Origin of the sequence: Duganella sp. CY15W (assembly GCF_009857555.1) — a bacterium.
In the GTDB taxonomy this organism is placed as follows: Bacteria; Pseudomonadota; Gammaproteobacteria; order Burkholderiales; family Burkholderiaceae_D; genus Rugamonas; species Rugamonas sacchari.
Genome location: NZ_WWCQ01000001.1, coordinates 1,340,063 through 1,352,870 on the forward strand (window position 1 = coordinate 1,340,063; position 12,808 = coordinate 1,352,870).

10 protein-coding genes are annotated in these 12,808 nt (G+C 59.9%); 3 read left to right on the forward strand and 7 right to left on the reverse strand.

The annotated features are described in order from the left end of the window. Position 1 precedes the first annotated feature (1 nt). The 7 genes from GTP58_RS06345 to GTP58_RS06375 all read right to left on the reverse strand — a co-directional run bounded on the left by GTP58_RS06345 (position 2) and on the right by GTP58_RS06375 (position 8,766). Positions 2 to 2,257, reverse strand: a complete 2,256-nt coding sequence (locus GTP58_RS06345) for a beta-glucosidase (protein ID WP_161076696.1) — start codon at positions 2,255 to 2,257, stop codon at positions 2 to 4. A gap of 21 nt (positions 2,258 to 2,278) precedes the next feature. After that, complete coding sequence (locus tag GTP58_RS06350; RefSeq protein WP_161076697.1) at positions 2,279 to 4,654, reverse strand: GH36-type glycosyl hydrolase domain-containing protein; 2,376 nt, start codon at positions 4,652 to 4,654, stop codon at positions 2,279 to 2,281. Between the two features lie 13 nt (positions 4,655 to 4,667). Continuing rightward, on the reverse strand, positions 4,668 to 6,005 hold the full coding sequence (locus tag GTP58_RS06355) for an MFS transporter (RefSeq protein ID WP_161076698.1): 1,338 nt from the start codon (positions 6,003 to 6,005) through the stop codon (positions 4,668 to 4,670). Between the two features lie 28 nt (positions 6,006 to 6,033). After that, positions 6,034 to 6,546, reverse strand: coding sequence for a gluconokinase (locus GTP58_RS06360; protein WP_229215435.1), 513 nt, complete (start codon positions 6,544 to 6,546; stop codon positions 6,034 to 6,036). A 91-nt stretch (positions 6,547 to 6,637) separates the two neighbouring features. Continuing rightward, positions 6,638 to 7,666, reverse strand: a complete 1,029-nt coding sequence (locus GTP58_RS06365; RefSeq protein ID WP_161076699.1) for a LacI family DNA-binding transcriptional regulator — start codon at positions 7,664 to 7,666, stop codon at positions 6,638 to 6,640. A gap of 62 nt (positions 7,667 to 7,728) precedes the next feature. Next, the gene (locus tag GTP58_RS06370) at positions 7,729 to 8,217 is read right to left on the reverse strand and encodes a DUF4124 domain-containing protein (RefSeq protein ID WP_161076700.1); all 489 of its coding nucleotides are present in this window, start codon (positions 8,215 to 8,217) and stop codon (positions 7,729 to 7,731) included. Between the two features lie 75 nt (positions 8,218 to 8,292). Continuing rightward, complete coding sequence (locus tag GTP58_RS06375) at positions 8,293 to 8,766, reverse strand: FxDxF family PEP-CTERM protein (RefSeq protein ID WP_202413485.1); 474 nt, start codon at positions 8,764 to 8,766, stop codon at positions 8,293 to 8,295. 377 nt (positions 8,767 to 9,143) lie between these two features. Between GTP58_RS06375 and GTP58_RS06380 the strand changes: the two genes are divergently transcribed. The 3 genes from GTP58_RS06380 (at position 9,144) to guaA (ending at position 12,780) form a co-directional block, all read left to right on the forward strand. Then, positions 9,144 to 9,392, forward strand: a complete 249-nt coding sequence (locus GTP58_RS06380) for a hypothetical protein (RefSeq protein ID WP_161076701.1) — start codon at positions 9,144 to 9,146, stop codon at positions 9,390 to 9,392. Between the two features lie 247 nt (positions 9,393 to 9,639). Then, complete coding sequence (guaB, locus tag GTP58_RS06385) at positions 9,640 to 11,103, forward strand: IMP dehydrogenase (protein WP_072784510.1); 1,464 nt, start codon at positions 9,640 to 9,642, stop codon at positions 11,101 to 11,103. 66 nt (positions 11,104 to 11,169) lie between these two features. After that, positions 11,170 to 12,780, forward strand: a complete 1,611-nt coding sequence (gene guaA / locus GTP58_RS06390; RefSeq protein WP_072784536.1) for a glutamine-hydrolyzing GMP synthase — start codon at positions 11,170 to 11,172, stop codon at positions 12,778 to 12,780. Positions 12,781 to 12,808: the final 28 nt, after the last annotated feature.

Below are 12,808 nucleotides of genomic sequence, written 5' to 3' on the forward strand. Positions count from 1 at the left end.
CTTAACGCGAGCAGCAGCCGTTGACGTCTACCGTTCTCGCTTCCAGCTTGACCTTGACGCTGGCGGCCGGCGCGGCGCCAGCCGAATCAGCCAGGGTGACGAGGTATTCACCAGCTGCGATCTTCCAGGTTTTGCTGGCGCTGTCGTACACACCCAGCAAACGCGGATCGATTTGCACGGTGGCGTCGCCGCTGGCGCCAGCTTTCAGATCCTGCTTGCTCCAGCCACCGAGACGCTTGGGTGCTTCCCAGCCGCCCGCTACTGATGATACATAGACCTGGCCGACGGCCTTGCCCCCACGCTTGCCGGTGTTCTTGATGCTAAAGCGGACTTCAATGCCATTGCCGGCCGGTTTGGCGCTCAGGCCTTCATACGCAAAGCTGGAGTAGGACAGGCCGTAACCAAATGCGAACAGCGGCTTGTGGCTTTTGAGGTCAAACCATTTATACCCAACGGCGGCGCCTTCGATGTTGTAGTCCGTGCTTGCCTTCTCGATGATGTTCTCATCCTTGGTTTTGGCGTCGCCATCGAGGACCGGGCGTGGCAGCTGCGTCAGCGAGGCCGGGAAGGTGACTGGCAGGCGGCCGGACGGATTCACGTCGCCATTCAGCACGCGGGCAATCGCCGCGCCGCCGCTGGTGCCCGGATACCAGGCCTCCAGCACCGCGCCGACATTGTTCAGCCATGGCATGACCACCGGTCCGCCGGTTTGTAGCACCACCACGGTTTTCGGATTGGCCTTGGCCACCGCTTCGATCAGCGCGTCCTGTCTGTTCGGCAGATTCAAGTCCTCGGCGTCCACACTCTCGCCCATCCACTGATTACCGAAGACGATGACGACATCGCTGCCGGCAGCCAGCCTGGCGGCCGCTGCAACATCCTTGCCGTCGTTATAAGCCAGTTTGGCTTTGGTGAGCCTGGCCAGTTCGCCCATCGGCGAGGAGCGGTGATACACGATAGGACCGGGGAAGTGCTTGGGGCCTTCGTTCGGTACCGGAGAACCGCCAACCGGATACACCTGCGCCGAGCCGCCGCCTGACAGCACGCCGACATCCGCATGTCCGCCGATGATGGCGATACTGCGCACGCTTGAGGCCAGCGGCAGCAGGCCGTTATGGTTCTTCAGCAGGACGATGGCTTCTTCCGCGTCGGCCTGGGTGATCCTGGCGTGCGCCGCGAAGTCGATGCCCGCATCTGCGGAGGCAGGCTTGGTGACTGGATGCTCCACCAGGCCGTTGGCAAACATGGTGCGCGTGATGCGTTTCACCATGTCGTTCAGGCGCGTTTCCGGCACGTGACGATTGATGACCGCTTCCTTCAGCGGGTGATTAAAGTAGTCCGATTTGTCGAACGGGTAGCCTGACTGCTGATCCAGGCCGCGCAGCGCCGCCGGAATGGTGGAGTGCGTCGCGCCCCAGTCGGACATGACGTAACCCGGATACTTCCAGTCCTGCTTCAGCACCTGGTTAAGCAGATAGTCGTTCTCGCAAGCGTAGTCGCCGTTGACGCGGTTGTAGGCGCACATCACCGAGCCAGGCTGGCCGCGTTCAATCGCGAACTGCATGGCCAGCAGGTCGGACATGCGGCCGGCCTGGTCGTCGATCTTGACGTTGATGTGATTGCGGTTGGTTTCCTGGTCGTTGAAGGCGTAGTGCTTAACCGTAGAAATAATATGGTTCGACTGGATGCCGCGTATCTGCTCGCCGACCATGACGCCGGCCAGCAGCGGATCTTCGCCGGCATATTCGAAATTGCGGCCATTGCGCGGCTCGCGCAGCAGGTTCACGCCGCCCGCCAACTGGATGTTGAAGCCGGAACTGCGCGACTCGCTGCCGATCATGGCGCCGCCGGCAAAGGCGACGGCCGGATTCCAGGTCGCAGCGGTGGCAATGCCAGATGGCAGGGAGGTACGTTCATACGGTTTCTTGGACACGGCCTGGGTGGCGACGCCGACACCTGCATCCGACTGCCATTGCGGCGGCAGGCCAAGGCGCGGAATGCCCGGCACATAACCAGCCGAATCGGGACGGCCTTCTTTCGGCGGTTCGAATTTCTTCGGTGCGAATTCGGTCGAGAAGTAGGCAAACACGGTCTGGATTTTTTCGTCCAGCGTCATCGCCTGCACCAGCTGGTCGGCGCGTACGTCCGGCGACAGCGCGGGATTGAGCCAGGGCTGACTGGTGTCCGCAGCGTGTGCGCCGCCAGTCAACATGAGAGGATAAGCCAGTGCCAGAGACAAGCAGAGACGCTTCTTCATACGATTACCGTGTCCTTGTAGTTATGGTGAGCGCGGAATGAAAACCTCCAGCGCATAAGTTTTGCCCGCAACGATACCGGTGATACGCGATGTAGTCAAACGTTTACCATCGCAATGCAGCTGGATTTTATCGACGTCCGCACGTTGTATAGACACATTGAAGGTCGCATGGCGGAACTGGCGTACCACCTTGATGCCATCCCAGTGCGAAGGCAGCTGCGGTTTGACGGACAAGCCGTCAGCACAGCCCTTGAGCCCGCACAGTCCCTCGACAAAACACAGGTAGGCCCATGACACGGTGCCGGTGTTGAACAGCTGGCTGGAACGTCCTGCGGTGCGCGGATACTCACGCCAGGCGCCGCGATAGTAGTTGGGGATAAAAACGGGAAGTTGGCCACGTTGAAGGTAATCGATTTCTTCCGGCCTTGGCAGCATCTTGCGCAGCAGCGCATAGGCGCGATCGCTCTCGCCGATGGCGTACAGGCTGTAGATGTAGAAGATGGCTGCGTGGTTGTACACCGCGCCGTTTTCCGCCGAACCGGGATGCTTTTGCGTGACGCGGCCAACGTCGTCGCGCATGGCGCTGTAGGGTGGTGCGAACATCTGCACGCCGTAGGGCGTCACCAGGTGCTGTTCGACCTGCGCGAGCATGGAGGCGCGCTGGCCGGTATTCGCTGCGCCGCCCAGAATGGCCCAGGCCTGCGGGTTGAGCCAGATGCGGCCTTCCTGGTCATTACGGACGCCGAATGTGACATTGTCGTCGGTGATGCCGCGCGCGTACCAGTCGCCGTCCCACAGATATTCGTTGGCGGCGCGATTGACGGCACGTGCGCCAGCGCGGAAGTGCTTTGCGCTTTCGGCCAGCGAAGAACTGGCGCCGGTGGTTTCGCAAATCTCCGCCCACAGATTGAGGGCGTAGGCGGTGGCCACCGTCAGCCAGCCGGAGACGCCGCGCCCTTTGTAGCCGACCATGTTCATCGGGTCGCACCAGTCGCCCTGGGCGATGTAGCTCAGGCCTCGCTTGTCGCGCGCTTGCAGCAGCCAGTCCATGGCGCTGCTCACGCGTTCCGAGACGGTGAGTGCAACGCCGCTGTCCGCGCCGATGACGTCTTCATTGAGGATGTCGTAATCGGCGGTTTCGTTGAGATAGACCTTGAGCGCAACCGGCAGCCAGACGCAATGGTCGGTATGCGGCACCTGGTTGATGTATTTGAGTTCTGCGCCTTCCGCCAGCAGTATCCCGTCCGGCATGGCGCCGCTGGCTTCCTGCTGCGACAGCGCATGTAGGAAAGCCTTGCGCATGACGCTGGGCTTGATGAAGCTCATGCCCATATTGTCCTGCAGGTAGTTGCGGGTTTGTGGATCGGTGCTCAGGCGATTGACGTCGCCGTGATAGAACACCTGGCGCGGCAGCCAGTGATTGACGAAGTTGTCCAGGTCCGCGTCCGGTGTTTCGATGTGCAGGCATCCACGGCCACTGGCGATGTAGTCCGCATAGTCCTTCGCTGTGGCCGCGAAGGCGTCGGCGCTCAGGTACCTGGCGCGCATGGCTTTGATTTCGGCGTCATCGAACGCGGGGCCGAACAGGAAGCGATAGTCGCGCGTCTCGCCGGCGGCCAGCGACAGGCGGTATTGCACGGCAGCCGTTGGCGTCTCGTAGCGCGCGTCGCTGCCGCTCAGGTGTTGCGCCTGCACGCCGGACGGTTGATGCAGGCCGCCTTCGCCTTCAAAAGCGCTTTGCCGCGCATCCCATGCGTCGGGCGTTTGCTCGCACAGGAAGTAAGTCTGGTCCTTGAAGTCCTTTTGTTTGAAGTAGTCGGCGACTTTCTGATACGGCGTAATGCTGCTGGCGACGATGCCGTCCAGATCCGCTCGGTACTCGCCTGACTGGTTCATCCACGACATATACCCGATGGGGAAGTAGGGGTAGACGCTGATCTTGCGTGTTCGGCCGGACAGGTTGGTGACGCGCAGCGACCACAGTTCGACGACATCCCTGGACGGCAGGCCCAGGGTCAGCTCCATGCGTATGCCCAGATGTTCGACGGTCCACTGGAGATCGCTTTTACCGACCGAGAAGGTGAAGTGGTCGACTGGCGCGCGTACCGGTTCATATGGCGCGGAGAACAGCTCGCCCGTCTCTTCATCCTTGAGGTAGAAGAAGCGGCCCGGATGGTGTGCGTAATAGTTCTGCTCCGGCTGCATGAAAGTTTTGGCTTCCAGGTTGGGCGCGTGCGCGTACTTGGCAGGCTCCGGCTGCATGAACTGCGCGGTGGCGTAACCACGGCAGGTCATCTGTATCATCATCTGCTGATTCCACAGGAAGCCGGCTGCTTGTGGCATGGCTGTGGCGCTGGTCAGCTGGTAGCGGTCGCCGTTGTGGGTGGGGCGTAGCATGGGAGTGTCTCCGTCAGGATTGGCGGTCTTGCAGATCGGACTGGATCTGCAGCAGTTTGTGGTTATCCAGGTTGTAAGCGAACATCACCGCCACAGCGAGCAGGGCGAAGGCAGCGGGAATCAGCGACATCAGCCACACAATGCCTGCTTGCGAAACGGCTGTCTGCGCGGCGTTGGCGACGTATCCCAGCCGGGTGAAGATGCCGCCGATGACCGCCACCGCTATCGCGGTGCCCAGCTTTTGCGAGAAGGTGGCGGCGGCAAAGGTCATTGCGGTGGCGCGCCGGCCGGTGCGCCATTCGTTATAGTCGGCGGTGTCGGCGTACATCGAGAAAGCCAGCGGCGACTTGGGGCCGAGCGCCAGGCCCATGCCGATCTGCAGCGCGAACATCAGCCAGATCTGGTCCTTCTGCACAAAGAAGAAGGCGGTCGAAAGCAGGGAGGTAATCGTCATCAGCAGGATGAGTAGCTTCTTCTTGTCGATGAAGCGTGTCAGTACAGGCGTCAGTGCGGCGCCTGCGGCTGCGGCCAGCATGTAGGCGGGAACAAAACCGGCCATCAGATCCGGCCGCCCGACTACGTACTTGAAGTAGTAGGCGGCGCTGCTGGTGCGCAGAGTGACGGTAATCATGATGATGAGTGCGAGGAAGAACAGCGCGATCCACGGGCGGTTGCGAGACAGGTCGTGCAGATCCTGCCTGACGCTGGTTTTCTGACCGGCCGGCGGCGCAATGCGTTCGCGGGTGTTGAAGAAGGTCAGCACGAACAGCGCGCAGGCCAGCACGCTCCACGCCAGCATGGTTAACTGCCAGCCCAGTTTATCGTTGCCATCGCCCAGTTGGTGCACCAGCCACGGCGTCGCCGCCGTCACCAGCGTGCCGCCGGCAAATGCAAAGATGAAGCGCAAGCCATTGAGGGTAGAGCGCTCCTGCGCGTCGGCGGACAGCACGCCGGACAAGGCGTTGTACGGAATGTTGATGCAGGTGTAGCACACCATCATGCACAGATAGCTGCCATAGGCCCAGAGGATTTTGCCGTCTTCGGACAGGCCGGGCGTGGTGTAGGTGAGGACCGCGGCGCAAGCGAGCGGCAACGGCAACCAGACCAGGTAAGGGCGGAATTTGCCCCAGCGCGTGCTGGTGCGATCCGCGATGGCGCCGATCAGCGGGTCGGTGAAGGCGTTGAGGAGTTTGATGGTGAACATCATCGACGCGGCAGCAGCGGCGGAAATGCCAAACACGTCGGTGTAGTAAATCAGCAGGAAGGTGGCGATGTTGGTCCAATAAAAATTGAAGCCCATGTCGGCCACGCCGTAGCTGATTTTTTCACGCCAGGTCAGATGCGGGTTCACGTTGGATTTGATAGCGGTAACTTCAGCGTCAGGTCTTGAGAATCTGCTGCACCAGCTCTGCGGGCGGGCTGGAGATATCCAGCACGATGCCGGCTTCGTCGTCGTGTAGCGGTTCCAGTGTGGCCAGCTGGCTATCAAGTAGCGTCGCCGGCATGTAGTGGCCCTGGCGTGCCGCCATGCGTTCCGCAATCAGTTCGCGTGGGCCGGCCAGGTGGGCGAAACGCAGCTCTGGATCGGCGCTGCGCAGCAGGTCGCGGTAACGGCGCTTCAATGCGGAGCAGGATAACACCAGTCCTGTCCCGTGGATGCGCGCGCTGCGGATCTCGCGATGCAGCGTCCATAACCAGTCGGCGCGGTCGGTGTCGGTGAGCGGCATGCCGGCGGCCATCTTGGCGATGTTGGCGGTGGAGTGGTAAGCATCGCCTTCGAGAAAGGGGACGCCGAACCCCTGCGCCAATTGCCTGCCGATCGCGCTTTTGCCGCATCCGCTGACGCCCATCACGACCCAGCGTGGCTGCCTGGTTTGTACAGTTTTTAGCATAAATTTGTTAGCGCTAACAATGGTGGCTAGTTTAGATAGATGTGGCATTTTGTAAAGAACAATCGATGCTGCGGTGCAGCAGCCAGGTGGCTTATGCGCTTTCGCGTGCCATCAGCGTGAAGCCGAGATCGATTTGACGATGGGCTGGCTGCTCGCCTTTGATGACAGCGCGCAGCAGTGTGGCGGCTTCAAAGCCGATGCGGTAGCGCGGCGTGCCGATCGTGGTCAGTGACGGGTTCATCCATGCCGACGCCGGCAGATCATTAAATCCGCAGACGGCCAGCTGCGACGGCACTGCGATACCACGGCGCTGGCATTGGTAGATGGCGCCGTGCGCGAGGTCGTCATTGCAGCAGAAGATGGCGTCGCAATCCGGCGCCTGGGCCAGCATGCGGCCAAGCAGCTCGGCGCCCAGTGCAATGGTGGACGGCTCACCCACCATCACCTCCAGCTTGATGTCGGCCAGGCCCGCATCTACCATGGCCTTGCGGTAGCCCTCGGCGCGGCGCAGCGTGCGCTCATCGAGTTGTGCGCCGATGAAGCCGATGCGCTTGTGGCCCTTGTCCAGCAGGTAGCGCGTCATCGCATGGCCGGCCTGGAATTGCGAGAAGCCCACGGACAGGCGCTCGGGATCGGCCGACATATCCATCATGGACACCACGGGCATGCGGTTGGCGGCCAGAATCTGCTGCACGCGCGGGCTGTGTGTCAGGCCCGACAGCAGCATGCCGTCGGGATTGGACTGCAGGTAGGTGGCGATGAGTTTTTCTTCTTCGCGGTCGGAGTAGCGGGTGTTGCCAATCAGGATCTGGTAGTCGTCGGCGTCCAGCGCATCCTGTATGCCGGCCAGCACTTCGGTGAAGACGGCGTTGGACAGCGACGGCACCAGTACTGCGATCACCTTGGATTGTGATGACGCCAGTGCGCGGGCGGCGCGGTTGGGGACATAGCCCAGCTCGTCCACGGCTTGCTGCACGCGGTCGCGCAAGGCTTGCGACACCATGTCCGGCTGGCTGATGGCGCGTGAAGCGGTCATGGTGGCGACGCCGGCGCGCTGCGCCACCATCGCCAGCGTGATACGGCCGCTAGCACGGCTCTTCCCCGCTTGAATCTTGGTCATGGATGAAACCGGGTGATATTGATAGCGATATCATACGGCACCCCGGTCAAAAGTAAGAGGGCCTATTTGCAATCAGCCAACACTTTTTGTGTCTTTTTGCGCAAATCCTCGCGTTCCTGATCGTTCATATAGCCGCGCTCACCGTTCTTGTCATAGGTGCTCAGGCGCAGTCCCTGGTCGAGTGCCTGCTGGTTCTGGCGCGCGGCGTCACAATTGGCGGCAATGTCAGCCTTGCGTTGGGTGTCGGCGGCAGCGCGTTGCTGGGCGTCGGCAGCTTCGGTCTTGCGCTTGTTGAAGTTGGCGTTGCGGTCAGCTAGCGTGGGCGCGGGCCGGGTAGCTGGTATGTCTGCTGCAGGTTCGAGGTCTACTGCGTTGGGGTTGAAGAGCGGCTTGCCGGGAGCTTTAAGGATGCGCTTTTCTGGCACATTAGGAGTGGGCGGACGATCAGAAAGTTGCTTGACGCCTTTGTCGTCAATCCACACGTATTGCGCCAAGGCTAATGGGGAAATTGCCAGCAGCCCGGCAATCAACAATGTATTGCGGTGGTTCATAAAAAGGCGCTCCAGTAAGGCATGCACCGATTTCGCCACTATTCATGGCGGCTGTCAACTGGAGCACCAGCGGCTTTACGACTGTTTTTTACGGCGAGCCATGAAGCCGACCAGGCCCAGGCCGCCCAGCAGCATGCCATAGGTTGCTGGCTCCGGTACCGGGCTGACAGTAATCGAGCCATGGTAGTTGTGGAGATTGTCGGCAAGCACTTGGGTGCCGTTCAGAACCAGCGTGAATGGCGAGCCCGAGGTAATAGTGAAGCCGCCGACGCTGAAATAGCCTGGAATGTTGGCAGCGTAAGCGGTGTTCTGGTTGTTCAGCGTGGCGGAGGTGATATCTACCAGGTTGCTGTGGTAGGACAGAATCACATTGTAGGTGCCGGAAGCCAAGCCGTTGAAGGTGATAGTGTCGGAGCCACCAGAAAGCAGAGTACCTGCTCCGGAAAAGTCGAACGTATTACCCAGCGAAATATTGAAAGACTGGTCATCAGCACTGGCGGAGAAGGCAGCACTGGTGAGCAAAACAGCAGCAAGCAGTTTCAGTTTCATCGTAGAACCCCTAAACATAACGTTATAGTGACCGGCAGATGCAGCTACCGGGCTGTTTTTTGCCTCGAAGGGCAAGCTAAGATAGCAATAATCTTAAATTGGCGTTAAAACAACACCAATTCCGCGTGGCAAAATTTAACAATTGTTTTGGTAGTGGCACACGCTCCAACCTATCCGATTGAAATTCTAGTATAAATATTTTAACTTTTGCACTAAAACTGTTGTATTGGTGTGTAAATTTTGGTTTGTTTTATGATGAAAGTAATTAGTGCTGAAGCCTTCCAGGCTTATGACTAGGGTTCGATTCCCTTCATTCGTCCCAAACATCGAATTTCAGCTTCATCCATAATGGCTGTTCCAACTTTCAGGAGGCCAATATGCCGTTATATCAAATTCGGTACCGTGGTGATAAAGAGCTGACTATTAACTCTTCTAGCATTCTGCGCGAAGAGCAGATCGTCGAAAATGTGCTGGCCGAGGAGGGGATCATTCCGCGCGTGCTGGAAGACCGGGTGCGTGGCCAAGCTCAAGGTGCTGGACAGAGTCTGAAAGAGTTAATTGCTGCGAATAATCTTGCTCCGATGGCGTACACGGAAGACGAGAGTGAGCCGATCACCATTGCGTGATGCTTATCTACGAGTTTGGAGCTGCCCTCAGGCGGTTTTTTTGTCCTAAGTCTCTGCTCGGTGACAAGGACTGGCTTGAAAAAGCGTGCGTAGTCGCTGATGAAACATGGCCTGGCAGGCTATGCGCCTTGCAGTTTCCATCGCTACTCCACCCGGTCCCATATTATGGCTGGACAAGTTTCAGGTTGTTGCAGACAAACATTAGCGCTTCCTGTATAATGCCGCTTTGCGCCTATAGGAAAATGCTATGCGTCTACTCCAAAAAGCACTCACATTCGATGACGTGCTGCTCGTCCCAGCGTACTCCAACGTTTTGCCCGCGGATACGTCCCTCAAAACCCGTCTGACTCGCAATATCAGCCTGAACATCCCTCTGCTGTCGGCAGCAATGGATACGGTCACCGAGGCCCGCCTGGCAATCGCCATGGCACAAGAGGGCGGTATTGGTATCATTCACAAAAACCTGAATCCGAAAGATCAGGCCCGTGAAGTAGCGCGCGTCAAGCGCTTCGAGGCTGGTGTGCTGCGTGACCCGATCACGATTCCGCCGACCATGAAAATCCGCGACGTCATCAAGCTGACCGAGCAATATGGCATTTCCGGCTTCCCGGTCGTGGAAGGCAAAGAAGTCGTCGGCATCATCACCAACCGCGACCTGCGTTTCGAGCAAGAGCTCGATGCCGAAGTGCGCGCCAAGATGACGCCACGCGAAAAGCTGGTGTACGTCAAGGAAGACGCCGACACCACCGAAGCCAAGCGCCTGATGAACAAGCACCGCCTGGAGCGCGTGCTGGTAGTCAACGACGCGTTTGAACTGCGCGGCCTGATTACCGTCAAAGACATCCAGAAATCGCACGAGCACCCGCTGGCGTCGAAAGACTCGCAAGGCAAGCTGCTGGTCGGCGCCGCAGTGGGCGTTGGCGCCAAGGATGAAGAGCGGATCGACCTGCTGGTCGCCGCTGGCGTGGACGTGCTGGTGGTCGATACCGCCCACGGCCACTCGCAAGGCATCCTGGACCGCGTAAAGTGGATCAAGACCAAGTACCCGCACGTGGATGTCATCGGCGGCAATATCGCTACCGCCGCTGCCGCCAAAGCGCTGGTCGAATACGGCGCGGACGCGGTCAAGGTCGGTATCGGCCCAGGCTCGATCTGCACCACCCGTATCGTCGCTGGCGTGGGCGTACCGCAAATCACCGCGATCTCCAACGTGGCCGAAGCACTGGAAGGCACCGGCGTGCCATGTATCGCTGACGGCGGTATCCGCTTCTCGGGCGATATCTCGAAAGCGCTGGCGGCAGGCGCCTCGACCGTGATGATGGGTTCGATGTTTGCCGGTACCGAAGAGGCACCAGGTGAAGTGATCCTGTACCAGGGCCGTTCGTACAAGTCCTACCGCGGCATGGGCTCGCTGGGCGCGATGTCGGATGGTTCGGCCGACCGCTACTTCCAGGACGCCACCATGAAGGCCGACAAGTTCGTGCCGGAAGGGATCGAAGGCCGCGTGGCTTACAAAGGCTCGGTGCTGGCGATTATCTTCCAGCTGGTCGGCGGCGTGCGCCAGTCGATGGGCTACTGCGGCTGCGCCACCATCGAAGAACTGCGCAACAAGGCGGAGTTCGTCGAGATCACCTCGGCCGGCATGCGCGAATCGCACGTCCATGACGTACAAATCACCAAGGAAGCGCCGAACTACCGTTCGGGCGACTAAACAGTCCTTGCAACGCCGGCCGCCGTGGCCGGCGTTTTTCTTTTCTTTACCTCTTCAGTACATCCCATGCACTCTAAAATCCTCATTCTCGATTTCGGTTCCCAAGTGACCCAGCTGATCGCGCGCCGCGTGCGCGACTCCGGCGTGTTCTCGGAAGTGTATCCGTATGACGTCAGCGACGAATTCGTGCGCAACTACGGCGCCGCCGGCGTGATCCTGTCGGGCAGCCACAGCTCCACGCTGGAAGGCGACGCACCGCGCGCACCAGACGCCGTCTTCGAACTGGGCGTGCCAGTGCTGGGTATCTGCTACGGCATGCAAACCATGGCGGCGCAGCTGGGCGGCAAAGTGGAAAACGGCAAAGTGCGCGAGTTCGGCTACGCGGAAGTGCGCGCGCGCAACCACACCAAGCTGCTAGACGGCATCAACGACTTCGTGACCGCAGAAGGCCACGGCATGCAGAAGGTCTGGATGAGCCACGGCGACAAGGTGCTGGACATGCCGCCAGGCTTCGTGCTGATGGGCGACACGCCGTCGTGCCCGATCGCCGCCATGGCCAATGAAGAGAAGCACTTCTACGGCGTGCAGTGGCACCCGGAAGTCACCCACACCGTGCAAGGCAAAGTCATGCTGAGCCGCTTCGTGCACGAAATCTGCGGCTGCAAGTCGGACTGGAATATGCCGGACTACATCACCGAAGCGGTCGAGAAGATCCGCGCGCAGGTCGGTAAGGATGAAGTGATCCTGGGCCTGTCGGGCGGCGTCGATTCGTCGGTAGCGGCAGCGCTGATCCACCGCGCGATTGGCGACCAGCTGACCTGCGTGTTCGTCGACCACGGCCTGCTGCGCCTGAACGAAGGCCAGATGGTGATGGACATGTTCTCCAAAAACCTGGGCGTGAAAGTGATCCGCGTGGATGCGGAAGACCAGTTTATGGGCCACCTGGCGGGCGTCACCGATCCTGAGCAGAAGCGCAAAATCATCGGCCGTGAATTCGTCGAAGTGTTCGATAAGGAATCGGGCAAGCTGGTGAATGCCAAATGGCTGGCGCAAGGCACCATCTATCCGGACGTGATCGAGTCGGCTGGCAAAGGCAAAAAGGGCCAGACCATCAAGTCGCACCACAACGTCGGTGGCCTGCCAGAGCACATGAAACTGTCGCTGCTGGAGCCGCTGCGTGAACTGTTCAAGGACGAAGTGCGCAAGCTGGGCGTGGCGCTGGGCCTGCCGCATGACATGGTCTACCGCCATCCATTCCCAGGTCCGGGTCTGGGTGTGCGTATCCTGGGTGAAGTGAAGAAAGAATACGCCGACCTGCTGCGCCAGGCCGACGCCATCTTCATCGAAGAACTGCGCAACACGCCATACGAGTTCGTGGCCGGCCAGGCAGTCGATGCCGACAACCTGCCGAAGAACTGGTACGAAGCGACCTCGCAAGCGTTTGCGGTGTTCCTGCCGGTGAAGTCGGTGGGCGTGATGGGCGATGGCCGTACTTACGAGTACGTGGTCGCACTGCGCGCAGTACAGACGCAAGACTTCATGACCGCCCACTGGGCGCACCTGCCGCACGCGCTGCTGGGCAAGGTAAGCAACCGCATCATTAATGAAGTCCGCGGACTCAACCGTGTCGTGTATGACATCAGCGGCAAACCGCCTGCGACGATTGAGTGGGAATGATTTGCTAGCTGGCAGCGGCTGGCGCTGC

Coding starts and splice junctions, on each gene's coding strand:
- GTP58_RS06365 (WP_161076699.1), bottom strand. CDS start 7,666: ATGACCAAGATTCAAGCGGGGAAGAGCCGTGCTAGCGGCCGTATCACG.
- guaA (WP_072784536.1), top strand. CDS start 11,170: ATGCACTCTAAAATCCTCATTCTCGATTTCGGTTCCCAAGTGACCCAG.
- GTP58_RS06370 (WP_161076700.1), bottom strand. CDS start 8,217: ATGAACCACCGCAATACATTGTTGATTGCCGGGCTGCTGGCAATTTCC.
- GTP58_RS06380 (WP_161076701.1), top strand. CDS start 9,144: ATGCCGTTATATCAAATTCGGTACCGTGGTGATAAAGAGCTGACTATT.
- GTP58_RS06360 (WP_229215435.1), bottom strand. CDS start 6,546: ATGCTAAAAACTGTACAAACCAGGCAGCCACGCTGGGTCGTGATGGGC.
- GTP58_RS06350 (WP_161076697.1), bottom strand. CDS start 4,654: ATGCTACGCCCCACCCACAACGGCGACCGCTACCAGCTGACCAGCGCC.
- GTP58_RS06375 (WP_202413485.1), bottom strand. CDS start 8,766: ATGAAACTGAAACTGCTTGCTGCTGTTTTGCTCACCAGTGCTGCCTTC.
- GTP58_RS06345 (WP_161076696.1), bottom strand. CDS start 2,257: ATGAAGAAGCGTCTCTGCTTGTCTCTGGCACTGGCTTATCCTCTCATG.
- guaB (WP_072784510.1), top strand. CDS start 9,640: ATGCGTCTACTCCAAAAAGCACTCACATTCGATGACGTGCTGCTCGTC.